Below are 23,734 nucleotides of genomic sequence, written 5' to 3'. Positions count from 1 at the left end.
TATCACTCTCTTTTCTCGCCGCGCTCCGGCTTTTGCCCCATATAAGGCCCCAGATACACGCGTAATTTTTGAATAGCCCGGCTGTGAATCTGCGACACGCGGGGTTCGCTGATGTCCATGGCCTGTGCGATGTTCCGCATATTCAGTCCCCGCTCGTAATACAGGGACAGCACCATTTGCTCATTTTTCCGCAGCGCCCGGATTCCGTCGCCCAGCAGCTCCCGCAGCTCCTTTTGTTGCACGCTGTCCTCCGGCGAGAGGTCTTCCGCCGCCGGAATGGAAACACCCGTGTCCCCCTCGCTGCGGCGCTCAAACAGCGCCTCCAGCGAAACAATGTTGCAAAAGGCGGCCGCCGCCGCGTCTTCCCGATACTTCTCCACGCTCAATCCCATGTGCCCGGCAATCTCCTCGTCGGTGGGAAAGCGGCCCAAGTGGTTATTGAGACTGCTCACCGCCTGATCAATCTCCCGTGCACGGCGGCGCACGCTGCGGGGCAGCCAGTCCTGTTGGCGGGCAAGGTCGATAATCATACCCCGGATGCGCTTGGACACATAGGTTTCAAATCTCGCGCCCTTTTCGGGGTCGAACTTATCCACAGAGTTCATCAATGTGAGAATGCCCTCGTTCACAATGTCGTCCACTTGGGCAAAGCCGTTGTACACGCCACAGATTTGCAGGGCGATGCTTTTTATCAGCCCCTCGTACCGCAGCACCAGAGGCCACTTGTACGCCTCCGTTCCCGTGCGCTTATAAAGGCTCAGCAGCTCGTCGGTGGGCAGGGCCTCCAGCTCCCGCTCTGTCAGAAGCGTTTGGGAGAGAGCTTCTTCCGTGTGATTGTTTAAAACAGCCGTATCACTCACGCTTCTGCCCCCTCCTTTCGCAAAGCTCTTATAAAGCCGCATGTGCCGCGCTGGGCTTCAAAATTCAATCAGACCTTTTCCACCGTCTCCTTCTTCTGCTGCATCGTGATGTTGCCAAGTGCCTGAATCTGAATATCCGTTGTAATCTCATTGAAGGACAGCACATACAGATTGGGGAAAAACTGAGACAGCATTCTGCTCAAGTACACACGGATGACAGGGCTTGTGAGAATGACGGGGGTCTGCCCCAACTCCGCAAACCTTTTCACGGATTCCCCCAGTTGGGAGACAATCTGCTGCATCATGTCCGCGCCCATCGCCAAATACACACCCTGATCGTTTTTGGTCAGGGAGGAAACGATTTGCTTTTCCACCTCCGCGTCCAGCGTTACCACCCGGAGCTGCCCATGCTCGCAGAAGCGGCGTGTAATGGTCCGGGTCAAAGCCGATCGAACCGCCTCGGTGATCAAATCCGGGTCCCGGGTGGTATTCATGGCATCCGCAGCGGCCTCCACAATGGTGCCCAAGTTTTTGATGGGGACGCCTTCCTTCAAAAGGCTTCGCAAAATCCGCTCCAGCATCGCATAGGAGATCAGAGCGGGAATGGTTTCCTCCACCAACTGGGGGGCAGCCTTTTTCAGGTTTTCCGCCAGCCGGATTGTCTCCTCCCGGTCAAGCAGCTCGTACACATGCTTTTTAATGGTTTCGGAGAGATGCGTCAGCATCACGGAGAGAGGGTCAATGACGGTATACCCGTAAATCTCCGCCATTTCCCGGCTCTCCGGCAAAATCCAGCGGGAGGGAATGCCGTATGCCGGTTCGATGGTTTCAATGCCGTCGATCTCGCCGCTGGGAGTCGTAGGCTCCAGCGCCAGATAATAGTCCACAAGGATTTCGCCCTTGGCGACCTCCTCGCCCTTAATCTTAATTACATACTGATTGGTGCCAAGTGTTGCAGAGTCGTGCAGCCGCACCGAGGGGACCACAAAGCCCATGTCCTGGGCATACTGGCGGCGAAAGATGACGATGCGGCTGATGAGCCGCCCGCCCCGCGCCTCGTCCACCAGCGGGATCAGGCTGTATCCAAATTCCATTTCGATGGGTTCCACATCCAGCAGAGAATAGATGTTGTTAATGTCCTTATAATACTCATTTTCTCCGGGGGCCTTGGCAGCCTGCGCGGCGTCGACGGCCTCTTTCTCCTCCAGCGCGGCGCGCTGCGTTTTCTCCGTCTGCATGCTTTGCAGGCCTCGCCAGCCCCAAAATGTAAGCGCGGTACCCACCACCAGCAGGGCCAGATGAGGCGTGTTGGGCATAACTGCCAGAAACAAGAGCACGATACCCGCCACCATAATCGCCCGGGGCTGGGCCTTGAACTGCCGGAGCACGTCGTTGTTCAGGCTGTCCTCAGATACGCTGCGGGTAACAATCATACCCGTGGCAGTGGAAATCATCAGCGCGGGGAGCTGGGACACCAGCCCGTCGCCCACGGTGGCGATGGAATACACTTGCAAAACGCTTGCGAAGTCTCCGCCACCCTGCACAATGCCGATCACCAGTCCCGCCACAAAGTTGATGGCGGTGATAATCAGGCTCATAATGGCGTCGCCCTTGACGATTTTGGTTGCGCCGTCCATCGCGCCGTAAAAATCAGCCTGTCGCTGCACCTTTTCCCGGCGAGCCCGCGCGTCCTGTTCGTTAATCAGGCCGGAGGATAGATCCGCGTCAATGGCCATCTGCTTACCGGGCATGGCGTCCAGCGTGAAGCGAGCGGCCACCTCGGCCACGCGCTCGGCTCCCTTGGTGATAACAATGAACTGCATCAGCACAATAATCAGGAAGATAATGACGCCGATGACAATATTTCCGTTGGTAATCAATTGGCCAAACGCCTTAATCACCGTACCCGCATAACCGCCGTTGGAAAGAATCAACCGGGTGGAGGACACGTTCAGTCCCAATCGGAACAGCGTGGTCACCAGCAGCAGTGATGGAAAAATCGAAAATTCCAGTGCGTCCGAGATGTTCATGGTAATCAGCAGAATTACGATGGACAGCGAGATGTTGATAATTATCAAAATGTCCATCATCATCGGGGGAAGTGGCAGAATTAAGAACAGGACGATGACAACCACGAGGAGAGATATGATGTTGTTTGCAAGTCTTCTCATCGTGATTCCGCCTTTCCTTGGTTAATTTCTGGGTTCTGGCCCGTTGCCTTGGGGGAGATTCGGGGAGCCTTCGGCTTCAAAGTCGTCAACGGCTTTCCTGCCCGTCCAGCTCCATTTCCTTGTTGAGGTCCCGGTTACTCATCTTAAAGACATACACCAGCACATCCGCCACCGCCCCGTACAGCTCCGGCGGAATTTGCCGATTCAGCTCGGCGGAGGCGTAGATGGAGCGGGCCAGAGGAACATCCTCCACCGTGGGGATACCGTGCTCCTCCGCCGTTTTCACGATGCGCAGGGCCACCTCGTCCAGCCCCTTGGCAAGGACCACGGGGGCAGCGTCCGTCTCCGGCTTGTATCGAAGAGCGACTGCCACGTGGGTGGGGTTTCTGATGACCACATCCGCCTGGGGCACCTGCTGCATCATGCGGGACTGGGCCATTTTTCGCTGGGCCTCTTTGATTTTACCTTTGATCTGAGGATCGCCCTCGGTCTGTTTATATTCCTCCTTGATCTCCTGCTTCGTCATGCGCATCTGGCGCTCGTAATCCCACCACTGATAGTAGAAATCAAAGCCTGCCAGAGCAACAAACGCAATGATAATCTGGAGAATCATGCCGCTGAGGCGGCTGAGGATATCGCCGCAAACGGCGGTTATATCCGTGTTTAAGTAATTGGCAAAGGCAACTATGCATCCACTGATAAAACGATAAATGATGATCAGAAGAATGGTGATTTTGATGATGCCCTTCCCCGCCTCCACTACGCTGCGCAAAGAAAACAGCTTTTTAAAGCCTTCCAGCGGGTTAAGACGGTTGAACTTGGGCTGAATGGACTGCCCGGACACCAGAAGCCGGGTCTGCGCGAAGGTGGCCGCCACGGCCGTCGCCGCCACCGCCAAGATGGTGGGCCCCACCGCCATAAACAGGGTGTAGGCACCCTCCTTGAGAAGGTCGGGAAGCTGCGCCTCCAGAGAAACCGAGGAGAGATTCCCCGCAAGAGTCATACATACCCGGAAAAAGGAATCTATCTGCCCCACCGCGCTCGACATGGTCATGCGCAGTGTCATGTAGCCCACCAGCAGCGTCGCCACCGCCACCGCGTCCTTGCTGAGAAAGACGTTGCCTTTTTTTCGTTGGTCCCGTCGCTTTTTGGGGGTTGCCTTTTCTGTTTTGTTGCCCTCCGGCACAGACGTTCCCCCCTTTTGCCATCCCCTTTTTTAAGAGGCCAGCACCGTCAGCGTTTCCCGCACAGCAACCAGCATTTGATTTTCCGCCCGCAGCAGAAATTCGCTGATGGGCGACATAAACAGCATCAGCAGCACCAGTCCGATAATGACCTTCAGCTCGATGTTGATGGAAAACACGTTGATCTGCGGAATGACCTTCATCAAAACGCCCATTCCAATCTGTCCCAGCAGCTCCGCCGCCAGAATTGGAATCGCCAGCTTCACCCCCAGCACAAAGCACTCGATAAACAGCTCTATCCCCGCCTGCATGGCGGCCTGTCCCAGCGCCGCCTGCCCAAAGGGGATAATCTCTCCGGAGGTCAGCAGGATGCGCAAAAGAGTGTTGTGTCCGTTTGCTGCAAAAAACAACAGGGTCATCAAAATGGTAAACAGCGTGCTGCTGACAGACATGGAGATATTGGAAGCGGGGTCGTATTCCTTGGACATGGACATGCCCATCTGGTTATCTAGGATTTCACCCGCCTGCTGGGGGATGAGGTAAATGAAAAACTGAACCGCCATTCCCACCATAAAGCCAACGCCCAGCTCCAGCAGCAGCCGCACGCCAAACTCAATCAGATGCACCGGCACGGGAGCGGTTCCCTTCGTAAACGAGGCCACGAACCACGTCAGCACCAGCGTAAGGCCCGCCCGGAAAATGCCGGGAAAATTCCGCCGCCCCAGCAGCGGATTGAACATTACAAAGCCGCTCATCCGCATCAGAATGTAAAACAGCAGCGTAAGTCTGCCCCAGTCGATCATGCCGCGCCCCGCCTTACAGCATCAGCGTGAACAGATACCGGCTGTAATCCACCAGCGTGTTCATCATCCAGCCGCCGCCGATAAACAGCACCAGCCCAATGACCACCAGCTTCAAAACAAAACCCAGCGTCTGGTCGTGAATCTGGGTGACGGCCTGAAAAATGGCCACCAACACACCCACTATCATGCTCAGGATGAGCATGGGACCCGCCAGGCGGATCACCACGAAAACACCCTGCCGGAGCACCTCGCCCGCATTCAGTTCCATGCCATCGCCCCTTTCTAGTGGAATCCCTGCACCAGCGTTGAGAACACCAGTTCCCAGCCGTTGAGCACGATAAACAAAAGCAGCTTAAAGGGCGTGGAAATCATGGACGGGGGCAACATGATCATGCCCATGGACATCAGCGCGGAGGCCACCACCACGTCGATCAGCATAAAGGGAATGTAGACCAAAAATCCAATCTCAAAGGCCCGCTTCAGCTCGCTGGTCATAAAGGAGGGCACCACAACATGTATCGGCAGCGCCTTGGCAGCGGCCTCATCCACGGGTCGGTCCACAGCCCCGTCCAAATCGCAAAACAGGTTCAGGGAAGAGGTTTCGGTGTTTCTCAGCATAAAATCCTTCAGCGGAACCTGCGCCCGGTCAAGAAATTCCTCCTGCCCGATTTCCTCCGCCACATAGGGGTCGTATGCCTCGGTCTTGATGGTGGTAAACACAGGGTTCATAGTAAACATCGTTAAAAACAGTGCCACCCCAATCAGCACCACGTTGGGCGGGGTCTGCTGCGTTCCCATCGCCGTGCGCAGAAAGGAAAACGTGATGATATACCGGGTAAAGGACGTCATCATCACTAGCAGCGAGGGCAGCAGGGTCATCATCGTAGTCAGGAAAAGAATTTGGAGGGCCTGTACGTTGTCCCCGTTGACATTGACCAGTGCGTCCGTCACGTTATGCTCCTCCTACTTCTTTCTCTGTTTCAAAACTTCCCGCAGTGCATCCCGGAAGGGAATCGGGGCCTCTGCCCCAGCCGCGGGCGACGCGGTCTGCGCCGCGCTGTCCCACGCCGCCGCTTCCTCGGCGCTCAGCTCCCGCAAAAGAGAAATCTCTCTGCCGGTGACGCCCAGAAGGAGAACCGTTTCGCCCGCCCGAACCATCACAAGGGACTGCTCCCGCCCCAGCGGCAGACGCTCCAACAGCCGGAGCTTTCCGCTTCTTCCGGGCAAAAGGCCGCCAAGCCCCGGCGCGTGCCCCGCCAGATATCGGGTAAACAGCCATGCGAGAACCAGCACGCCGAGGACAGCCGCCAGCATCCCCAAAAGGGCGCCGATTTCCTCCCACTGCATAAATCAGGGATTGCCGATGATGGAGTTCACCGTCTTGAGCACGCGGTCGGCCTTAAAGGGCTTGACAATGAAATCCTTTGCGCCGGAACGCACCGCGTCGATCACCATACTCTCCTGTCCCATAGCGGAGCACATGACCACATTGGCGTTGCCGTCCTTGCCGCGAATGGTTTTCAGAGCTTCCAGCCCGTCCATATTAGGCATGGTGATGTCCATGATGACCAGATCGGGGTGAATCTCCCCATATTTCTCCACGGCGTCCGCACCGTCCACCGCTTCAAACAACTCGGTATATCCGTTCTTGGAAAGAGTGTCCTTAATGACCTTGCGCATAAATGCCGCGTCGTCAACCACTAAAATCTTAGCCATGTTAAACCTTCCTTTTTCTGAATCTGTTTTATTTTCAGTTTCCCAGCGCGGGTCATGGAACTTATCCCTTGACCAGCTCGTTGGGATCGGGGGCTTTTAAAACCTCGGTGATGCGGATTCCAAAATTATCATCCACGACAACCACATCGCCCTTGGCGATGCACTGTCCGTTAACAAACAGGTCCACCTGATCGCCTGCCAGCTTGTTCAGCATTACCAGCGACCCCTTGGTAAAGGCCAGCACGTCCTGCACCTTTCGGCGGGCCCGTCCGATCTCCACGGAAACCTCCAGAGGAACCGACATCAGCAGATCCAGATTTTCCGCCTGCTGCTCGTCCAGCGGCTCGCCATTTGCAAAGTGTGGCATCTCCGCCGGAACGGATTGAATCACTCTGGGCGCGTGCACTGCGGGGGCGGGACCGGGAGCCGGATAGTAGGGCTGGGGCGGATAATAGCCCGGATACTGTCCATAGGGCGGCATGGGCGGCGCCCCGCCGAGGATGGCCTGAGGCTCTGGTACGGAATAGGCCGGAGCGGCGGGCTGTGGGGGGATCGGAGGCTGTGGGGCGGCAATCGGCTGTGCCGGAGTCGACATACCGCTCATCAGCCGCTCAATTTCCGCCTGATTCAGCATTCCTCCCGAGGGAGCAGGCGCGGGCGCGGGAGCACTCTGCGTTCCGCTCATCAGCTTTTCAATCTCTTCCTGACTCAGCATACCGCCCGAAGGAGCGGGCGCAGGCGTGGGAGCAGGAGCACTCTGCGTGCCGCTCATCAGCTTTTCTATTTCTTCCTGACTCAGCGTGCCGCCGGGGGCGGCAGGAGCGGGAGCCGGAGCGGTCTGCGCACTGCTCATCAGCTTTTCTATTTCCGACTGGCTCAGCTTTGGGCCGCCTTCCAGTGGTGCTGCCAGTTGATCCGAGGACGTGGATTCCGGAGGCGCCGCGTCCTCATCCTCGCCAAGTCCAAGGCCTGAGAGCAGTTCCCTTGTCAAATCCACGGACATGACGTTGATAAATTCGCTTTGCAGCACGCTGTCGATTTTCAGCATGAAGCGCACAACTACGCATTTGCCGTCCTGCATGGGAAAGTGATCTTTTTTAAATTGGTCAAAATCTTGCAGCTCAAACGACTCCGGCGTGGAAATGTTTACCGGAATCCCCAGAAAGTCGGACAGGGCCGTGGAAGCCGCGCCCATCATTTGGTTCATGACCTCGCACACCGCGCTGATGGTAAGCTCGTTCATCTCAAACTCTTCGTCCGGCGTCTCCGAGCCCATCAGAATATCCACGATCACTTTTACATCGCTGCGGCGCAGCAGCATGATATTGCTGCCCACCAAGCCGGATATGTAGCGAATCTCCACGCCCACGGCAGGTTCCAGATCGGCGATATTGAAATCTGCCACATCGGATACGCTGACTCTGGGTGTGGTGATCTCCACCCGATGATCCAGCAGGTTGGACACCGCCGTGGCGGAGGAACCGAGGCTGATGTTCATCACTTCCCCGATTGCGTCCAGCTCCATGGAGTTAAAAATGTTATCTGCCATCCTGTTCGACGTTCCTTCCCTCCGGCCCGTAATAGGTCCTTCCTATTTTGACCGCCATGTTTTTGTTGTGTATTCCCATCACGCCGTCAAACCAGCGCCGCCCGCCGATGTTGATATGAACCGCCGAGCTTTTGGGCCGCTTCAAATCAATCACGTCTCCCACGTTCAGGTGGTAGATGTCGCTAAGCTGGAGCTTTGTGCGGCAGATTTCCGCAATCAGATCGATTTCCGTGGTTTTCAGAGACTCGAAAATCTCTTTCCCCGCCGCCTCGTCCTGACTTTTATGGGCTGTGTTAAGGCGGCTGATTTCACTGAAAACGTTGGTCAGCACCATGCCGGGAAGGCACACGCTTATATGCCCGTCGCAGTTTGGAAATTTTGCCGTCAAATCCATAATGACCACGATTTCATCCAGTCCAAGAGGCTGAATCATCGTGGGGTTTGGCTCCACGCGCCCGTATTGAAACTCAAGCTGAATGTAATTCTGCCAGCTCTCGCCCAGGTTCTCCACAAAATACTCGCTCAGGCCCTCCAGAATCTTCAGCTCCAGATCGGTAAACGTGTACTCCGGGTCCAGCTCATCGTCCACCTCGCCCTCGCCGCCCATCATCCTGTCGATCATGCTCAGCAGCAGCGGCTTGCTGATGTGCAGCAGCGCCGGAGTATCTTCCAGCACCTCCCCGTATTTGATATAGGCCAGCGCCAGAACATCGCCCTCGATCAGGGCGTTGGAAAACTCATAATATCGCTGCTCCTCGGCGGATTCCACGTTGATTTCGCAGCTTGTGTGCATTAGGCCATTGATGCGGGAATTCAGATTCCTCGAATAATTTTCAAAAATGCTGTCCAGCATTTTCAGCCGGTCCTTGGTAAATTTGCGGGGGCTACGAAAGTCGTACTTCCTGTATTTCTTATCTTTCGACGTGTCTTCCTCGGTTTCAATCTTTTCCCCGCTTCGCGCCGCGCTGAGCAGCGCGTCAATTTGGCTTTGTGAAAGCACCTCCGACATTGGCATCCCCCTCTCCCGTGTATTCTCGTCTGCCGCCCCATGCGGCCATATCTCATCGCGGATTATTCCGCGGCGGCGCCGTCTCCCTGCGCTTCGGTGGAAGCGGGCGAGGGCGTTCCTCGCTCCGTGTAATACTGCTCAATCTGATCGCCCAGCGAACTGGTCAGGTCTTTACCAGTAACAATCAGCTCCACCCGGCGGTTTTTGGCCCGGCCCTCCCGGGTCGCGTTATCCGCCACCGGGCGGAATTGCCCATAGCCCATGCTGATCATCCGGGCAGGGTCCAGAATGTCCATTTCCTGCAAGTAAATCAGCACCACCGCGGCCCGGTCAGAAGACAAAAACCGGTCTACCGTTGGATTGTTGGGCTTTCCGGGGTCGCCCTGTGCCGTATGGCCCAGAACCCGCAGCTCGTCGATGGCAAGGCTGGCCTTGCCAACGATCACGCCCACGTCCTCCAGAACCTCTTTACCATCCTGCCGCAGGACATAGCTGTCGCCGTCGAAAAACACGGCATCGTTAAAGGAGATGAAAACATATCCATCGCCTTTGGTGACGGATATGTTTTCCGCCGCGCCCTGCTGGGCGACATAGGACTTTAAATCCTGATAAAGCTGCTCAATGGAGGCCATAATCTGTGCCTGTGTCAGGCTGCTGTCGGACTGTTCGCCATCCACCGGAGTGGTGGGGTCCGCAAGCTGGCCGTTGTTGCCGCTGTTTTCCGTAACTTCGTGCGTCGCATCGGGGTTGAAGCTCTGCACCAACTGCACCCACTTCTGCTGGTCGATGGTGGACATGGAGTACAGCAACACAAAAAAGCACAGCAACAGCGTCACCATGTCGCCATAGGTGTCCATCCAGCTTGCTCCGCCCTCGCTTTTCCGCTTTTTCATATACCGCTCACCCCCTCGTGTTTTTCCAAATCATTCTTCGTTTTTCTTCTTGCCCCGGCTCTTTTTCTCGCCCTTGGCGCCACCCTCTTCGCGCTTATTCTGGTCCACGAAGGTCAGCAGTTTTTCCCGCAGGGACTTGGGATTTTCGCCGGACTGGATCGACATAATGCCCTCTACAATAATCATCTTGCAGAGCACCTCCTCCTCGTCCCGCGTGCGCAGGTTGGAGGCGATGGGATTAAAAATCATATGGGCCAGCACGCAGCCGTACAGCGTGGTAATCAGGGCCGTTCCCATGTCGGAGCCGATGCTGGAAGAGCCGCCGTCTCCGGAGAGATTCATGTTCTTCAGCATGTTAATAAGGCCCACCAGCGTGCCCACCATGCCGAAGGCGGGGGCCACGGAGGATCCGCGCTCATACATTCCTGCCACACCGTCGTGCCGGGCGGACATGCATTCGATGTCGTTATTGAGAATGCCCCGCACCTTGTCGGCGTCGTTGGCGTCCACAATCAGCATAATGGCCTGCTTAAAAAACGGGTCGTCCTGTGCATTGGCCTTTTCTTCCAGCGCCAAAAGTCCGTTTTTCCGGGCCACCTGCGCCAGCTCCACCAGTTGATCAATGTAATACATAGGGTCGTACTTCTTGGTGTTCAGCATAATCCGGAAATGCCGAGGCAAATTCTTCAGCATTTTTGGCGGAAAGCTGGCCACCACCACCGCAAACGTGCAGCCCACAGTAATCAGGATACTGGCCGGGTCCAGAAAGTTCATGAGCTGTTTGGCGCTTGTGGTAAAAGCGCCGGTAGCATCGGTAGTAAACATCATGCCCGCGATCATAATGCCCATGGCCACTACCGTGCCGATAATATAGGTTATATTCATCTGTCTCTCACCCCTGCCGGGCAAAGGGCGCACCCGCGCCGCCGCCCGATTTTTATAAGCGCCTACCTGATCCCCGCGCACCAAAGACGCGCGGCTTCCGTGCGCACGGATCAGGTCGGCCCGTAGAAACCCGAAAGCGCTGCGTTTTTTCCTCAGCGCTGACCGATTACTCTCACCGCGCGGGAGATATCCTGCACCTTGGCGTTGTACTCCGCGATTTTGCGCACGATTTCCTCTGCCGTTTCCCGCACCAGATAGTAGCTGCGGTTCATCATCACGATTTTTGTCTCGGGGATCAGCTCGATACACTCGATTTGCAGGTGGTTCACCAAAAACCTGTCGCTGTTCATCTTTGTCAAGACAATCATACGCTTCTCCTTCCAATCGCCGGCGTACCCCGGACACGGGGGACTTCCCCGTGTCCGGCGGCCCGCCAATAGGTTTCATGAGGTTCCGTTTCCGAAAATTAGCGCTTCATGTTCACCAGTTCCTCCAGCATGGAGTCGGTGACGGTGATAATGCGAGTGTTGGCCTGATAGCCGCGTTGGGTAGTAATCATCTCCGCGATTTCGGTGGCAAGATCGGTGCCCGAGGATTCCAGTCCGCCGTCCTGCAACGTGGTGGTTCCGGCGCTATGGATGGACTCCGCATCTGCTTCGGCGCTGTTATTGACCTTGGCCGTCACCGCGCCGCCGATGGAGACGGCGGTGCATTTTCCGGATCCTTCTCCGGCCTTGTAATAGCCGTTGTCTATACGGGTGACGCCACTGGGATTAGCCACGTTTGCCAGCGCGATATAGCCAATCACCACAGGCGCGCCGCCGTCTTTCATGTTGCCGGTGATTTTGCCGGTGGCCTTGTCAATGGCGATGCTGTCAATGGATGCGGGCTCCAGCCCCCAAGCCGTGTCCGGATACACGTTCATGCCGCCTGACGTTTCGATTCCGGGATAGATCGCCGTTCCGGATGCAACGCCGGAAGGATTTTTTCCGTCCGCCATCAGAGGCAGACGAATGGGCACCAACTGTCCGCTGGTCTTGGGGTTGTCCGCGTCGGCAATCACTCCCGCCGTTTCGTTCCCGGAAGAAGTAACCCAGCCGTAAATCACATTGCCCCGGCCATCCACCAGATAGCCCTGAGAGTCGAACTTAAAGTCGCCCACGCGGCTCAGCTCCAGATTCTGGGCGTCCGTCTCCGTCAGTGTGTTGGCCGTTGTGCCCGCGCCAGGCTTTTGCCCTGTGAGGAAAAAGCCGTCGCCCATAATCATGCAGTGCATAGAGTCACCGTCAGCATTAAAGTTGGCGGTGCTCATGTCCATGGAAATGGAGCCGATGCTCACACCGTAGCCCACCTGAGAGGGGTTCACGCCGCCCACCTTCGTCGTGCCGTTGGAACCGGCGGAAAGCGTGGTGTAAATCGCTTCGCTGAAAAGGGTCTGTGCCTTCTTATAGGCAGGGGTATTGATGTTGGCAATATTGTTGCCGATGACGCTGAGCTTGTTCATGTGGGCCTTCAGGCCCGCGATTGCAGAATACATTGCACCTGTCATGGAAAATAACTCCTTTCGGTCGGCGCCGCCGGGGACTGGTCAATCGGACCCTCCCCAGAGCATCCTTCCGGTCCTGCTCTCTGTTTTACAGGATCACGGCGCCGTCAATGTTTGTAAAAATGTTTTCTTTCATCTCTTCAGGAGACATGGCGGTGATTACCCGCCCGTTGGGAACGTTGATAATAAATGCCCGGGTGGTATCGAAGGCCAGAATGTTGTTTGCACCCTTGGCCTGGGCTTTTTCCACCGTGTCGCTCAACCGATCCATCAGTTGTTCGTCCACGGAAATGCCGCGCTGCTCCGCCCGCTCACGGGCGTGCTTGGAAAATGCGACGGGTTGGCTCTGCCGCTGCAAAAGCTCCTCTCCGAAGGAAGTCTGTTCCGCCTTGGCGGCGGAAGTTTTTGTGGAAAATCCGCCGTTTTGCAGGGGAGATATCCTGTCAATCATTGCTCTCACTCCTTTGACGGTCTGATTGATGGAGTAAAACCGTCCTCTCCGCCATCAGAACGCAGAGTCGGTCCGCTTGGGTTCAGGCAGTCGTATCCCCGGACGCGTCCTCTTTGTAGTCGGGCAAACGGCCCACTGCCATGATGCTGCTCATACTGTAACTCTTCCCGCCCACAAACACCACGGGGTTGCCGTTGTACGTGCCTGTGCCGGTAACAGTGCCCACAATTTCTTGCAGCTTTCCGTCCGAATCGTAGCTTCCGATGGTCACTTCTTTTCCCACAAGAGAGGCTGAATAGTTCAGCGTAACGGCATCCGTGATGTTGGTAATTGCCTGCACCATGGACATTTGCACCATCTGATTCAGCATATCTGTGGTAGAAGCGGCGTTTTCCGGATCCTGATTCTGGAACTGGGCAATCATCAGCTGCAAAAAGCCCTCCATTTGCAGGCTCATCGCGTCAGACTTGCCGCTTCCTGCCGTACCGATCTTGCCTACGTTTGCGATATCGCCGATAAAGTCGCTCATTGAGTCGCTCCTTTCTTTAGAAAATCCGAATCGTTCAGCTTACCTGTCCGTCCAGTGTCACCAGACCCAACCGAAGCTGCTGGAGGAAATCCTCTCCGCTTTGGCGGCGCTGGTCCTGCTGGCGGCGGCCTTGCTCCTGCTGCCGGTCCTGTTGCTGGCTTTGCTGCTGATACTGCTGGGTCTCCTCCTGCCGCCGAACCTCCACTTGCACCGTGCTCTGACTGTTGCTCTGGAGCAGAGCGCTCAAGCTGTCCGCGTGGCGGCTCAACAGGTCCGCCGCCTTTTCGGTAGTCGTGTGGAACACCACTTGCAGCGCGCCGTCCTGCGTCCGAGTCAGGTCAATGGTCAGCGTGCCAAGATGATCGGGGTTCAGGCGGAGCTTGACTTGCTGTGCGCCGTCCCTCAGGGCTTTGCCCACCTGTTCTGACAATTGGTCGTCCAAATCCGTCCGGGTCGTGTCCGCCACCGGCTCGCCCACCTTCACGGGGACGGCGTCCGTCTCGCGGAACAGGGGCTGGGGCGCTCCCGCGTCGGCATTTTCCGGCTGGAGAGCTTCATTGCTCTGGGAACTACGAAGCAGGTCGGCGTATTCACTCTGTGCCTGCGCGTCCGCGCCACCGGACTGTGCGCCCGTATTCTCCGAAGATAGAATTTGTGTAGTTTGCGAAGCTTGTGCAGTTTGAGTGCTTTGAGAAAGCCCCGCATCCTGCCCCGTCTCCGGGTTTCGGACTGTGTAAAGAGCGGTCGTGTCTCGTCCAGACAGGTTCTCGGGCTTCACGGTGGAATTTTCCGCGCCCAAAAGCTCCTGTGCCAGTCCGTCTGCCAGTCCCGTTTCCCCTCCGGTCTGCAAGACCACGGGTGCGACGGCCTGCGTCGTGGATTCCTCCGGCAACCGCTCCGCGGTTTGCACCTGCGGCGGCTGGGTCTGAGACATCAGCATCGCCATCGCCGCCGTCACCTCCCGAAGGGCTTCATCCTGTGGGTCCTGCGGCTGCTCTCCCTCGGCTTTTCCGGATTCGGGCTGCTCTACTGTCTTTGTCCGCCCCGCGTCTGTACGGTTTCGCAGCAGCTTTCCAAAGTCAGACGCGCCGTTTTGAGATGTTTGGATGTCGTCGGCCACGTCGGTTTTCTGCGTCCGGGTTTGGGCATAAACCTGTATCATTTGCAGCAATTCGTTCGTCATCGTCATTTTCTCACCTCCTTTCAATGAAATAGGGCCGCGATTTATGATTAGAGCGCTGCGCTCCGCGCAATTCCACTGCGAGCGCACACCAAATCATCGATAAACTGTTCCTCGCTTTTTTCCAATTCCTTCGTATAGGCCAAAAACTTTTTCTCCCGCAGCTTTTCCACAGAGGAAGCGTCCTGCTTGGCACCCACCAGCTCCCTGCGCTTGGCCTCTTCCTGCCTTCGGAGGACGTTCAGCTTTCCCGCCTCCCGGACGCACATGACCTCCTGCACTTCCAGCGCGGTTTCATAGGCCCGAAGCTCCGCGATCAACATGCCGTCGGCCTTTTTCTCCCGGTACTCCCGGTTGATTTCCGCGTATTTCTGCCGCGCGGCCTCCAGTGCAGCTTCCTGCCGCCGGACCTCCGCCGTCAGCGCGCCCAGCTCCACCTGAATGGAGTCCTGGACCTGTCGGCGGTAATCCAGCACGGTGTCCAGCGAAAAACGAAACTTTTTCACGCCTCAGGTCCCCTTTCCGGCAATCTGGCCTTTATTGGAGGATGCGCTCCATCTCTCCCATGGTTTCCTCATAAGAAAACGCCTCATCAATGCCCTGCTTTAAAAAACTGTCAATGGCGTCGATTTTGTTCAAAGCGTAGTCCAGCTTGGGGTTCGTCCCTGCCTTGTACGCGCCGATGGACACCAGATCCGAACTTTTTTCATAGACACTCATAATATCTCGGACACGGCCCGCCGTTCTGCGGTTTTCCATGGAGACGATATCCGTCATCAGACGGGAAATGCTGGCTCCCACGTCGATGGCGGGATAGTGGTTGGCGGCGGCAAGCCGCCGGGAGAGAACAATATGCCCGTCCAGAATGCCCCGGACGGTATCGGCAATGGGTTCGTTGGTGTCGTCGCCCTCCACCAAAACGGTGTAAACCCCGGTGATAGAGCCGCGCTCAAAGTTTCCGCTGCGCTCTAAAAGTTTAGGAAGCTCGGCGTAAATGGAGGGTGTGTACCCTCGGGCCACGGGCGGTTCGCCCACGGCAAGGCCGATCTCCCGCTGGGCCATGGCAAACCGAGTGAGGGAATCCATCATCAAGAGCACGTCGTAGCCCTGATCCCGGAAATATTCCGCGATGCCGGTTGCCACGGATGGGCATTTTTTGCGAAGCATCGCGGGCTGGTCGGAGGTGGCCACCACCAGAATGGAGCGGGCCATGCCCTCTTCCCCCAAATCCTTGCGGACAAAATCCAAAACCTCTCGTCCGCGCTCGCCCACCAGAGCAATGACATTGATGTCGGCCTTTACATTTCTTGCGATCATGCCCATCAGGGTGCTTTTGCCCACGCCGGAGCCTGCGAAGATACCGATACGCTGGCCCTTACCAATGGTAAGCAGCCCGTCGATGGCTTTCACGCCGAACTCCATCCGCTCCGTAATGGCAGGGCGGGAGAGAGGATTGATGTATTTGCCCTCCACACAGTGGGAGGTCCCGGCCTCAAACGCGGGGCCGCCGTCGATGGGCTGGCCCAGCGCATTGATGATGCGCCCTCTGAGAAACGGACCCATAGGGAGGGTGAGCTGCTTTCCCGTGTTGCGGACAAAGTTGCCCGCGGAGATACCGCTCATGTCGGAGTAAGGCATCAGGAGAATGCGGTCGTTTTTAAAGCCCACCACCTCCGCCGTCACCTGATCTCCGGTGTCGCCGTTGTATATGCGGCAGATGTCGCCCACGGCCGCGTTTTTACCCGAGGCCTCGATGGACATGCCGACGATATTCTCGATCCTTCCCGTCAGGCTGAAGGTATCGGCGTTTTGAAGCTGCTGGATCATTTGACCAAACACGGCTGCTCCTTTTTCACCGGTCGCCCGGGCGTCGTCCGAAGTTCTGGGACGGACCATCGTCCGGCGAGATATTTTCCAGCATCGCCCGAATATTGGTCATCTGCGTAGGGGCGCTGGCGTCGATAATGGCGTCCGGCGTTTCGATAATGCAGGTGCCGCCCTCCTCCTCCGCCACGGGAATGATGCGGATGTGGTCGGACAGGCCAGAAAGTGCCCGGGTCAGCCGGGGGGTAATCTGGGCAAGGCCCTTGGCATCGCAGCCGGAGACGTAAATATGGACCCATTCCCGTTTTTTCATTTTCTCCGTGGCGTCCTGAATCATCTTGGCGATGACGCCGCTGGAGCTTTTCAGGCTGATGCGCACCACCTTTTCCGCCACCGCCACCGCAAGGTCCCGCATGTCGGTCTTGGCGTCGTCCATCAACTCGTCCTGTGCCAAAGCGATATTCTCCAAAAAGGTTTGAAGCTGCTGCTCCAGTTTGGCGGCCTGCGTCTCGCGCCGCTCCGCCAAGTCCTGCTCCGCCCCGGCCATACCCTCGGCATAACCCTCGCGGTAGCCCTCCCGACGGGCATCCTCCCGGACTTTCTCCGCCATGGTCCGGGCCTCGGCCCCAGCGGCGGCTTTCATTTGTTCTGCTTCCTCTTTCGCCGCTGCCAAAATCGCCTCGGCCTGCACATTTGCGAATTGAATCCGGCCGGCCGCGGCAAGTGGTTCCTCCGTCTGTTCCGGCTCCCGGAAGCTATCCTTTTCCTTCGCCGGAGCGTCCCCACCCCGGGGCGCACCGTCTACAAACAGCTCGTCTAAAAAGCCCTCCCGCAGGTCTTCCGCCGCGTTCCTCTGTGTCGCAGCGGGCGTTTCATCCTGAAGATTGTCGGGGAAAAGATAAGGTTCCGCCTTGGGTCTTATAAAGTTTTTCAGGACATTCCCGTTACGCAATGATGTCGTCCTTTCCGCCCTTGATGATGATAATTTCGTTCTGCTCTTCCAGCTTGCGGATTACATCCACAATGCGCTGCTGCGCTTCTTCCACGTCCTTCATGCGAACGTTGGTGGTAATCTCCAGATCGTCCCGAATGTTCTGCGCCATGCGGGTGGACATATTGGCGAGCAACTTGTTGGACACGTCGTCGGTGGCGGCCTTGAGGGAGAGGACGATGTCCTTGGGGTCGCAGTCCCGCAGGAAGCGCTGGACCGAGCGGTCGTCCATACTGACCAAATCCTCAAATACAAACATCCTCTTGCGGATTTCGTCCGCCAGTTCCTGATTGTAGATAGACAAGCCGTCGAAAATGCTCTTCTCGCTGGAACGGTCGATATTGTTCATCATGTCGGCCACAAAGTCGATGCCGCCAACCTTCACATGCTTGCTGCTGATGATGGTGGAGAACCGCCGCCCCATTTCCGCCTCTATAATTTTCATGGTGCTGGGAGAAGGGCTTTCCATTTTGGCCATGTTCTCCACCACTTTAATCTGCTTGGCGGGGTCAAGCTGCTCCACCACGTTGCCGGACTTGCCGGGACTGACATAGGACAGCACCAGCGCGATGGTCTGGGGCCGCTCATACTGCAAGGCGGAAAACAGGGATTTGGCGTCTGCCTTGTCCAAAAATGCAAACTGCCGGTTCTTCATGGACTTTTCCACTTTTTCCAGCAGTTGGTTTGCCGTCTGCTCTCCAAAGGCCTTTTCCAGAACCGTTCTGGCGTACTCCAGACCGCCCTCGGTAATCGCTTTGTTGGTGAGGCACAGCTCGTAAAAATCGCCGAGAATATCCTCCGTCTGGCGGGAGTCCAGATACCCCAGCTTCGCTACCTCCAGCGTCAGGGTTTCCACATCGTCGGAGTCCATAAACTTATAAATTTGAGACGCCTTGTCCGCACCCAGCGAGACAATCACCGCTGCGGCCTTCTGGGGGCCGGTGAGGACGGGCAGCGGTTTTTCCTTCGCAACCTGCTGGGGCCGGGGCGGCTCGTCGCGGTTTTCGCCCGCAAAATTGGCGGCCGCCGTCTGCGTCTTTTCGGTCGTGGCGTTTGGGCCGCCTCTGGTCTTTTTGGAGTTACTCATCCTCCTCGCCTCCCCTCAGCCAATTTTTCAGCATGTGCGCGGCCATTTCGGGATTGTCCTCCGCAAACTTGCGGATACTCTGGCGGAGCTGGATACTCTTTTCCGTTTTGACAGTCATAATGTCCGCGCCATTCAAAGGCACCTCGACCTCCGCCACCTGCGGCGAGGCGATCTGCGCCACCATGGACGCAGCGGCCAAAGTCTTCCGCCTTTTGCGCCTGCCTCCCAAAATGGCCAGCAGGAGCAGAAGCACCAGCAGCAGCGCTCCGCCGCCTATGGCGGCCGGAAGCACCCACGGAGGCAGGTTCAGCTCGTTTCCTCCGGGGACGATTCCTCCGTCGGGATCATAGAACGGGGCCAGCAGAATAGAAATTTTGTCCGTCTGCTCATTGGGCGCAATGCCTGCGGCATGGCCCACGTGGCTGATCAGCTCGGCAGGCGTCATGCTGCCGGAAACGGCGCTGTTAATACTGACGGACACCATCAAGTCAGCAATCACACCTGCAATCCGCTCTGTCTGCTGCTTGTTGGTATCCACATTGTAATTGGTTTCACCCTGATTTTTGATGTAGGTTTTCTCGCCGTCCACGCCGGTCTGGTTTTCAACATAAGTATTGATGTCCGCGTTGGTCTGGTTTCCCGCCACACCTCCGGCAGTATCGCCGTCTCCGCGAACAACCTCCTGATCGTAGACCTTGGAGCCGATAATTCCCTCTCCGCCGGTAGAGCCGTCACCCGCCCAATCGGGAAGGGTATATTTTGTGCTCTCACCCACGGTGTGGTCCACGTCCACGGTACTGCTCACCGCCACGCGAACGTTATCCGCGCCGTAAAACGGAGTGAGCGCCATCATGATCTGGGAGCGGACCTTGTTGTCCACCTGCTCCTCCAGCCGCAGCTTCAATTCGGACGCATCCGTTGCCCCGGCAGTACCGGCGGCGCCGGAATAAACGTTGCCCAGAGAATCCGAAATGGCGATATTGTCAATCACAAGGCCCTTTACCGAGTGGGCCACCAGATAGCGGATGGCGGATGCCACCTTGTCGGGAAGCGCCCCGTTCCCCTGCATGGTCACAAAGACCGAGGCCGAGGCGTTTACCATATTGCTGCTGTCCAGCACATAGCGCCGGTCTTCCCCCTGCGTAATGTTGACCACCGCGGATTTCACGCCGTCAAAGCGCCTAATGACGCCTGCCATCCGGTCCTGCAAGTCCTGCAAATATGCCATTTGCCGGTCAGAATCCGTAGACATGGCGCCCACACCCTGCCGATATGTCTCATATGCAAAGCCGGAGGTGGGATAGCCCGCCAACAGCAAGTCTGCTTTTAACTGCTCCTCTTGCGCCTCGGGCACCAAAACTGTGTCCGTGCCTTGTACCTGAAAGTCCGTGGCGCCGTTATCCCGCAAGTAAGCGGAAATGGAGGTAAGCTCCTCCGGACTCAAGCCCGTAAATAAAACAGCGTAGGGCCGATGACTCATGGCAATGGCAAAAATAGCGCCCGCCAAAATCACTGCACCCAGCGCACAGCCTAGAATTATCCGCGTTTTTTTACTCGTCTTGGTAAAAAACTCTTTAAGTTTTCCGCCAAAGCCCTTCAGCGTCTCCTGCAATTTGCTTTACCCCCACCTAAACTTTAAAAGCCGCCCGTTACAGGCTGATACGATTCAGTTCGCCATAGGCGTCCAGCGCCTTGTTCCGCAACTGAATCAGCAGCTCCACGGCGGCAGTGGCCTTCGTGGCAGCGATGGTCGCCTCCGCAGGATTGTCCAACTGACCGGTGGCCAAAAGGTACTGTGCTTCCACCATTTCCTTGTCGGTGGACTTCACATTGTCAATGGCCGTCTGAAAGATATCCGCGAAAACCCCGCCGGTTTCCCCGCCGTCTGCTTTTTGCGCGCCGCTCAGTGCGGACAAGTCGGAAATCGGCCGGATGGTGGATTGAATTCCTGTAAATTCCGTGCTCATCAAAACCTCTCCTCTCCCGGCGTCTCAAACGTTGCCGGGTCGCCGCCTTTGTTCGCGCGGCTCGCTTTTCTTGTTGTTATCTGCCGATCTCCAGCGCCTGATTGATCACAGTCTTCAGGGAGTTCAGCGCCGTAACCCCGGCGGAGTACGCCTGCGTGGCAGCCATGGCGTCCGTAACCTCTTTCACCAGCGTGACGTTGGGCAGCTCCACATAGCCGTCTTCATTGGCGTCGGGATGGGTGGGATCGTACATCAGCTTCAGGTCGGATGGGTCTTCGGCAATCTCCGTCACCCGAACGCCCCCCGCGGTGTTATACCCCGCGTTGGACGAAAGAGAGCTGCGGGCCAGCACATTGCGAAAGCTGTCCCGCCCGTCCTGTGCTTCAAGCACCACCATCTTGCGCCGGTAGGCGCCGCCGGCCTCCGTTCGAGTAGTGTTCATATTGGTAATGTTCTCCGACACCACGTCCAGCCGAAGCTGCTGTGCCGTTAGGCCGGAGCCGATGATATTCATAGAGCTTAAAAAAGCCATGTCATTTCCTCCTCACAAGTCCGCGCGGGGTCACTGGCCCTTGATTGCGGTGCGCAGGATACTCAGGTTGCTGCTGATGGAATTCATCGCATAGCGAAGCTGATAGGTATTCCGCGCCAGCTCCACGCCCTGCTCCGTCATGTTCACGCCGTTTTCATCCATGCGGGTGCTCTCGCCGCTGGCGGTGCGAACCGTGGGCCGGGCGTCTTCCAGCACGCTGCGAAACGCCGCCGCAGGGGCCGACGCTCCCGAGGCAGATTTGAGGCTTTTCTTCAGGGATTCCTCAAAGGTGACGTATTTTGCCTTGTACCCCGGCGTCTCCGCATTTGAAATATTATCCAAAATTGCAGTCTGCTTTGCCCAGAGGAAACGCATGGAGCGCTCCATCATCAATTCCGAGTTGCTGGTTACATAGTCCATTTTCTGCGTCCCTTTCGCCTTTGGCTCCGCGTTGGAGAAAGCCTTTTCACTTTTTGGCTTCCAATCCTCCGCGTGACTGGTTTATCAATGCCATATTATAAGGTGTTTTAGTATAAAAAGCAACAAAAATCTTCATATTTTGTCGAAAATTACATTTTTTACTCGAATTATACAGATATTTTGCGAGATTAAAGCAAATTGCTATGATTTATGAGATATATAATGCGCATTCTCATTTGAATTTGTGTGTTCGACCTTTTTCGAGGTTTTTTTCTCTTTTTTATTTCCGGGCTGTAAAATCTCCTCGCCCATTAACCCACTTTCCCTTAGGTTTTAACAATTTATTATTTATGAAAATAATTACTTATTCTGTAACTTTTAGTTTTATGTGTTTTTTATTCAAATATTTTAAATTATCATGAATATATATTCATGATAATTTTTTCTCTGGCAACTTCGTATTTTACGAACAGTTTTACTTTTTTGAACAATTATCAATGTGCTCGAATTTCATCCACTACTTTGCTCCAAAAATTTTAATCAAAAAATTTTTTAAGCAAAAACAAAAGTAAAGGATTGCTTTTATTTCTCTATTTTCCCAGCAGGTGCGGACAAAGCAAACTCGCCCGCACTTTCGGGAAAAAAATCTTGAGACGGCGAGGTGCAGATGCTATACTAAACGCAATATCGGCCCTTCTAAACGAAGGGGCCGGATTGGGAAAGGACGCTGCCAATATGGACATTTTTGCGGATTATCGCGCAAAGCTGCGCACACCGGAGGAGGCGGTCCGGGCGGTGAAGTCCGGCGATTGGGTGGACTACACCACCAACGTCTGCTTCCCCACGCTTTTGGACGCGGCGCTGGCGAAGCGCCGTGATGAGCTGTCAGATGTCAAAATCCGAGGAAACCTAATTTTCTCTCCCCTCCAGACGGTGGAGTGCGATCCCAGCCGGGAGCACTTCCTGTACAACTCGTGGCACTGCTCCGCCTATGAGCGCACGCTCTGCGACCGGGGCCTTTGCAATTACATTCCCATGATTTTTCGGAACATGACCGCTTATTACCGTCATTTTCTTACCGTGAACGTAGCCATGATGTGCGTGCCCCCCATGGATAAGCACGGCTACTTCAACTTCTCCTGCGCAGCAGGCGTGGCGCGGGGAATTTTGGAGAAGGCGGACGTGGTCATTCTGGAGGTAAACGAGCATTTGCCACGTATTTTGGGCGGGTTCGACGAGTCCGTCCACATCTCGGAGGTAAATTTTGTGGTAGAGGGCACGCACCTGCCCCTGCAGCAGTTTCCCGTTCCCAAGCCCACGGAAGAGGATTTAAAAATCGCGGAGCTGATTGTCCCTCAAATTCCCTCCGGGGCAACTCTTCAGCTTGGCATCGGGGGTATGCCGAACGTAGTTGGCTCTTTGTTGGCCCAATCCGACCTAAAGGATCTGGGGATGCACACAGAGCTGTGCGGCGACGCGTACTACGAGCTGCATCGCGCCGGTAAACTCACCGGCGCCCGCTGCGCCATACACCGCAACAAGGGGATGCTTGGCATTGTCTTCGGTTCTCAGGCCCTGTACGACTGGGTGGACCAACACCCCGGCATTGCGGCAGCGCCGCTGGAATACATCCACGCGCCGGAACCCATCGCCCAGCTTGACGCCATGATTTCCATCAACAGTTGTATTTCCGCGGACCTTTACGGGCAGGTGTGCGCCGAGAGCGCGGGGCTGCGCCATATCAGCGGCACTGGGGGCCAACTAGACTATCTCACCGGCGCGGCCATGTCCCGGGGCGGCAAGGCATTTATCTGCATGACTTCCTCCTATGTGGATAAATCCGGTGTCCGGCGCTCCCGCATTCTACCCCACTTCGACGGAGACATCGTCACGGACCCCCGCAGTCAGGCCTATTTCATTGTAACGGAAAACGGCGCGGTAAACCTGGCGGGACGCTCCACATGGGAGCGGGCGGAGCTGCTGATCTCCATTGCTCATCCGGATTTTCAGGATACGCTGATTTCCGCCGCGCAGGACCAGAAAATTTGGCGGCGGTCGAACAGGTGAAATTCCGACAAAAGCTTCTGCCGTGTTTTTTAAACGATAGGCCGTTCTTATCTGCAATATATAATATATA

26 protein-coding genes are annotated in these 23,734 nt (G+C 56.2%); 1 reads left to right on the top strand and 25 read right to left on the bottom strand.

All coding sequences use genetic code 11. The annotated features are described in order from the left end of the window. Nucleotides 1-2: 2 nt before the first annotated feature. The 25 genes from RTK01_RS05030 to RTK01_RS04910 all read right to left on the bottom strand — a co-directional run bounded on the left by RTK01_RS05030 (nucleotide 3) and on the right by RTK01_RS04910 (nucleotide 21,597). On the bottom strand, nucleotides 3-860 hold the full coding sequence (locus RTK01_RS05030) for a FliA/WhiG family RNA polymerase sigma factor (protein ID WP_312279922.1): 858 nt from the start codon (nucleotides 858-860) through the stop codon (nucleotides 3-5). A 68-nt stretch (nucleotides 861-928) separates the two neighbouring features. Next, nucleotides 929-3,031, bottom strand: coding sequence for a flagellar biosynthesis protein FlhA (flhA, locus tag RTK01_RS05025; protein ID WP_312279921.1), 2,103 nt, complete (start codon nucleotides 3,029-3,031; stop codon nucleotides 929-931). A gap of 85 nt (nucleotides 3,032-3,116) precedes the next feature. Continuing rightward, nucleotides 3,117-4,217 carry a flagellar biosynthesis protein FlhB gene (gene flhB, locus RTK01_RS05020; RefSeq protein WP_312279920.1) on the bottom strand — a complete coding sequence of 367 codons (1,101 nt, stop codon included), beginning with the start codon at nucleotides 4,215-4,217 and terminating at the stop codon, nucleotides 3,117-3,119. A gap of 30 nt (nucleotides 4,218-4,247) precedes the next feature. Further along, entirely contained in the window at nucleotides 4,248-5,018 is a 771-nt protein-coding gene (locus tag RTK01_RS05015; protein ID WP_312279919.1) for a flagellar biosynthetic protein FliR, read from the bottom strand. 13 nt (nucleotides 5,019-5,031) lie between these two features. Further along, nucleotides 5,032-5,286, bottom strand: coding sequence for a flagellar biosynthetic protein FliQ (locus RTK01_RS05010; protein WP_293010311.1), 255 nt, complete (start codon nucleotides 5,284-5,286; stop codon nucleotides 5,032-5,034). Nucleotides 5,287-5,300: 14 nt separating this feature from the next. Further along, a complete protein-coding gene (gene fliP, locus RTK01_RS05005) occupies nucleotides 5,301-5,969 on the bottom strand; it encodes a flagellar type III secretion system pore protein FliP (RefSeq protein WP_312279918.1) in 669 nt (222 codons plus the stop codon). A gap of 12 nt (nucleotides 5,970-5,981) precedes the next feature. Beyond that, entirely contained in the window at nucleotides 5,982-6,365 is a 384-nt protein-coding gene (locus tag RTK01_RS05000) for a flagellar biosynthetic protein FliO (protein ID WP_312279917.1), read from the bottom strand. A gap of 3 nt (nucleotides 6,366-6,368) precedes the next feature. Further along, a complete protein-coding gene (locus RTK01_RS04995; protein WP_293010314.1) occupies nucleotides 6,369-6,734 on the bottom strand; it encodes a response regulator in 366 nt (121 codons plus the stop codon). 61 nt (nucleotides 6,735-6,795) lie between these two features. After that, nucleotides 6,796-8,283, bottom strand: coding sequence for a flagellar motor switch protein FliN (gene fliN, locus RTK01_RS04990; RefSeq protein ID WP_312279916.1), 1,488 nt, complete (start codon nucleotides 8,281-8,283; stop codon nucleotides 6,796-6,798). After that, the gene (locus RTK01_RS04985; RefSeq protein ID WP_312279915.1) at nucleotides 8,273-9,292 is read right to left on the bottom strand and encodes a FliM/FliN family flagellar motor switch protein; all 1,020 of its coding nucleotides are present in this window, start codon (nucleotides 9,290-9,292) and stop codon (nucleotides 8,273-8,275) included. The genes fliN and RTK01_RS04985 overlap by 11 nt, the downstream gene beginning before the upstream one ends. A gap of 62 nt (nucleotides 9,293-9,354) precedes the next feature. Further along, nucleotides 9,355-10,185, bottom strand: a complete 831-nt coding sequence (locus RTK01_RS04980) for a flagellar motor protein MotB (protein WP_312279914.1) — start codon at nucleotides 10,183-10,185, stop codon at nucleotides 9,355-9,357. Between the two features lie 30 nt (nucleotides 10,186-10,215). Next, on the bottom strand, nucleotides 10,216-11,070 hold the full coding sequence (locus RTK01_RS04975; RefSeq protein WP_312279913.1) for a MotA/TolQ/ExbB proton channel family protein: 855 nt from the start codon (nucleotides 11,068-11,070) through the stop codon (nucleotides 10,216-10,218). A gap of 152 nt (nucleotides 11,071-11,222) precedes the next feature. Continuing rightward, nucleotides 11,223-11,438 carry a flagellar FlbD family protein gene (locus RTK01_RS04970; protein WP_293010319.1) on the bottom strand — a complete coding sequence of 72 codons (216 nt, stop codon included), beginning with the start codon at nucleotides 11,436-11,438 and terminating at the stop codon, nucleotides 11,223-11,225. A 98-nt stretch (nucleotides 11,439-11,536) separates the two neighbouring features. Further along, complete coding sequence (locus tag RTK01_RS04965) at nucleotides 11,537-12,619, bottom strand: flagellar hook-basal body complex protein (protein WP_312279912.1); 1,083 nt, start codon at nucleotides 12,617-12,619, stop codon at nucleotides 11,537-11,539. Between the two features lie 85 nt (nucleotides 12,620-12,704). Then, nucleotides 12,705-13,067, bottom strand: coding sequence for a TIGR02530 family flagellar biosynthesis protein (locus RTK01_RS04960; protein ID WP_312279911.1), 363 nt, complete (start codon nucleotides 13,065-13,067; stop codon nucleotides 12,705-12,707). Nucleotides 13,068-13,149: 82 nt separating this feature from the next. Next, entirely contained in the window at nucleotides 13,150-13,596 is a 447-nt protein-coding gene (locus RTK01_RS04955; protein WP_312279910.1) for a flagellar hook capping FlgD N-terminal domain-containing protein, read from the bottom strand. Nucleotides 13,597-13,630: 34 nt separating this feature from the next. Beyond that, complete coding sequence (locus RTK01_RS04950) at nucleotides 13,631-14,785, bottom strand: flagellar hook-length control protein FliK (protein ID WP_312279909.1); 1,155 nt, start codon at nucleotides 14,783-14,785, stop codon at nucleotides 13,631-13,633. Nucleotides 14,786-14,826: 41 nt separating this feature from the next. Next, nucleotides 14,827-15,282 (bottom strand): flagellar export protein FliJ, encoded by a 456-nt coding sequence (gene fliJ / locus RTK01_RS04945; RefSeq protein WP_312279908.1) that lies wholly within the window; start codon nucleotides 15,280-15,282, stop codon nucleotides 14,827-14,829. A gap of 31 nt (nucleotides 15,283-15,313) precedes the next feature. Next, complete coding sequence (locus RTK01_RS04940; protein ID WP_312279907.1) at nucleotides 15,314-16,615, bottom strand: FliI/YscN family ATPase; 1,302 nt, start codon at nucleotides 16,613-16,615, stop codon at nucleotides 15,314-15,316. A 13-nt stretch (nucleotides 16,616-16,628) separates the two neighbouring features. Further along, nucleotides 16,629-17,552 carry a FliH/SctL family protein gene (locus tag RTK01_RS04935; protein WP_312279906.1) on the bottom strand — a complete coding sequence of 308 codons (924 nt, stop codon included), beginning with the start codon at nucleotides 17,550-17,552 and terminating at the stop codon, nucleotides 16,629-16,631. Next, nucleotides 17,545-18,678, bottom strand: a complete 1,134-nt coding sequence (gene fliG, locus RTK01_RS04930) for a flagellar motor switch protein FliG (RefSeq protein WP_312279905.1) — start codon at nucleotides 18,676-18,678, stop codon at nucleotides 17,545-17,547. Before fliG ends, RTK01_RS04935 begins: the two co-directional genes overlap by 8 nt. Next, a complete protein-coding gene (gene fliF / locus RTK01_RS04925; protein WP_312279904.1) occupies nucleotides 18,671-20,290 on the bottom strand; it encodes a flagellar basal-body MS-ring/collar protein FliF in 1,620 nt (539 codons plus the stop codon). The genes fliG and fliF overlap by 8 nt, the downstream gene beginning before the upstream one ends. Before the next feature lie 37 nt (nucleotides 20,291-20,327). Beyond that, complete coding sequence (locus RTK01_RS04920; protein ID WP_294852481.1) at nucleotides 20,328-20,645, bottom strand: flagellar hook-basal body complex protein FliE; 318 nt, start codon at nucleotides 20,643-20,645, stop codon at nucleotides 20,328-20,330. A gap of 76 nt (nucleotides 20,646-20,721) precedes the next feature. Beyond that, complete coding sequence (flgC, locus tag RTK01_RS04915) at nucleotides 20,722-21,177, bottom strand: flagellar basal body rod protein FlgC (protein WP_312279903.1); 456 nt, start codon at nucleotides 21,175-21,177, stop codon at nucleotides 20,722-20,724. A 30-nt stretch (nucleotides 21,178-21,207) separates the two neighbouring features. Continuing rightward, nucleotides 21,208-21,597, bottom strand: a complete 390-nt coding sequence (locus tag RTK01_RS04910; protein ID WP_312279902.1) for a flagellar biosynthesis protein FlgB — start codon at nucleotides 21,595-21,597, stop codon at nucleotides 21,208-21,210. Nucleotides 21,598-22,332: 735 nt separating this feature from the next. Here RTK01_RS04910 and RTK01_RS04905 point away from each other — a divergent pair. Further along, nucleotides 22,333-23,664 (top strand): acetyl-CoA hydrolase/transferase C-terminal domain-containing protein, encoded by a 1,332-nt coding sequence (locus RTK01_RS04905; RefSeq protein ID WP_312279901.1) that lies wholly within the window; start codon nucleotides 22,333-22,335, stop codon nucleotides 23,662-23,664. The last annotated feature ends 70 nt before the right edge of the window (nucleotides 23,665-23,734 follow it).

Origin of the sequence: Oscillibacter sp. (genome assembly GCF_031978065.1) — a bacterium.
Classification (GTDB): Bacteria; Bacillota; Clostridia; order Oscillospirales; family Oscillospiraceae; genus Oscillibacter.
This window is presented reverse-complemented; position numbering and strand designations above follow the sequence as displayed.

Bases quoted from the DNA above. Each gene is read 5' to 3' on its own strand.
- flhA (WP_312279921.1), bottom strand. From the start codon at position 3,031: ATGAGAAGACTTGCAAACAACATCATATCTCTCCTCGTGGTTGTCATC.
- RTK01_RS05015 (WP_312279919.1), bottom strand. From the start codon at position 5,018: ATGATCGACTGGGGCAGACTTACGCTGCTGTTTTACATTCTGATGCGG.
- RTK01_RS05010 (WP_293010311.1), bottom strand. From the start codon at position 5,286: ATGGAACTGAATGCGGGCGAGGTGCTCCGGCAGGGTGTTTTCGTGGTG.
- RTK01_RS05000 (WP_312279917.1), bottom strand. From the start codon at position 6,365: ATGCAGTGGGAGGAAATCGGCGCCCTTTTGGGGATGCTGGCGGCTGTC.
- RTK01_RS04995 (WP_293010314.1), bottom strand. From the start codon at position 6,734: ATGGCTAAGATTTTAGTGGTTGACGACGCGGCATTTATGCGCAAGGTC.
- fliN (WP_312279916.1), bottom strand. From the start codon at position 8,283: ATGGCAGATAACATTTTTAACTCCATGGAGCTGGACGCAATCGGGGAA.
- RTK01_RS04985 (WP_312279915.1), bottom strand. From the start codon at position 9,292: ATGTCGGAGGTGCTTTCACAAAGCCAAATTGACGCGCTGCTCAGCGCG.
- RTK01_RS04980 (WP_312279914.1), bottom strand. From the start codon at position 10,185: ATGAAAAAGCGGAAAAGCGAGGGCGGAGCAAGCTGGATGGACACCTAT.
- RTK01_RS04975 (WP_312279913.1), bottom strand. From the start codon at position 11,070: ATGAATATAACCTATATTATCGGCACGGTAGTGGCCATGGGCATTATG.
- RTK01_RS04970 (WP_293010319.1), bottom strand. From the start codon at position 11,438: ATGATTGTCTTGACAAAGATGAACAGCGACAGGTTTTTGGTGAACCAC.
- RTK01_RS04965 (WP_312279912.1), bottom strand. From the start codon at position 12,619: ATGACAGGTGCAATGTATTCTGCAATCGCGGGCCTGAAGGCCCACATG.
- RTK01_RS04960 (WP_312279911.1), bottom strand. From the start codon at position 13,067: ATGATTGACAGGATATCTCCCCTGCAAAACGGCGGATTTTCCACAAAA.
- RTK01_RS04955 (WP_312279910.1), bottom strand. From the start codon at position 13,596: ATGAGCGACTTTATCGGCGATATCGCAAACGTAGGCAAGATCGGTACG.
- RTK01_RS04950 (WP_312279909.1), bottom strand. From the start codon at position 14,785: ATGACGATGACGAACGAATTGCTGCAAATGATACAGGTTTATGCCCAA.
- fliG (WP_312279905.1), bottom strand. From the start codon at position 18,678: ATGAGTAACTCCAAAAAGACCAGAGGCGGCCCAAACGCCACGACCGAA.
- RTK01_RS04920 (WP_294852481.1), bottom strand. From the start codon at position 20,645: ATGAGCACGGAATTTACAGGAATTCAATCCACCATCCGGCCGATTTCC.
- flgC (WP_312279903.1), bottom strand. From the start codon at position 21,177: ATGGCTTTTTTAAGCTCTATGAATATCATCGGCTCCGGCCTAACGGCA.
- RTK01_RS04910 (WP_312279902.1), bottom strand. From the start codon at position 21,597: ATGGACTATGTAACCAGCAACTCGGAATTGATGATGGAGCGCTCCATG.
- RTK01_RS04905 (WP_312279901.1), top strand. From the start codon at position 22,333: ATGGACATTTTTGCGGATTATCGCGCAAAGCTGCGCACACCGGAGGAG.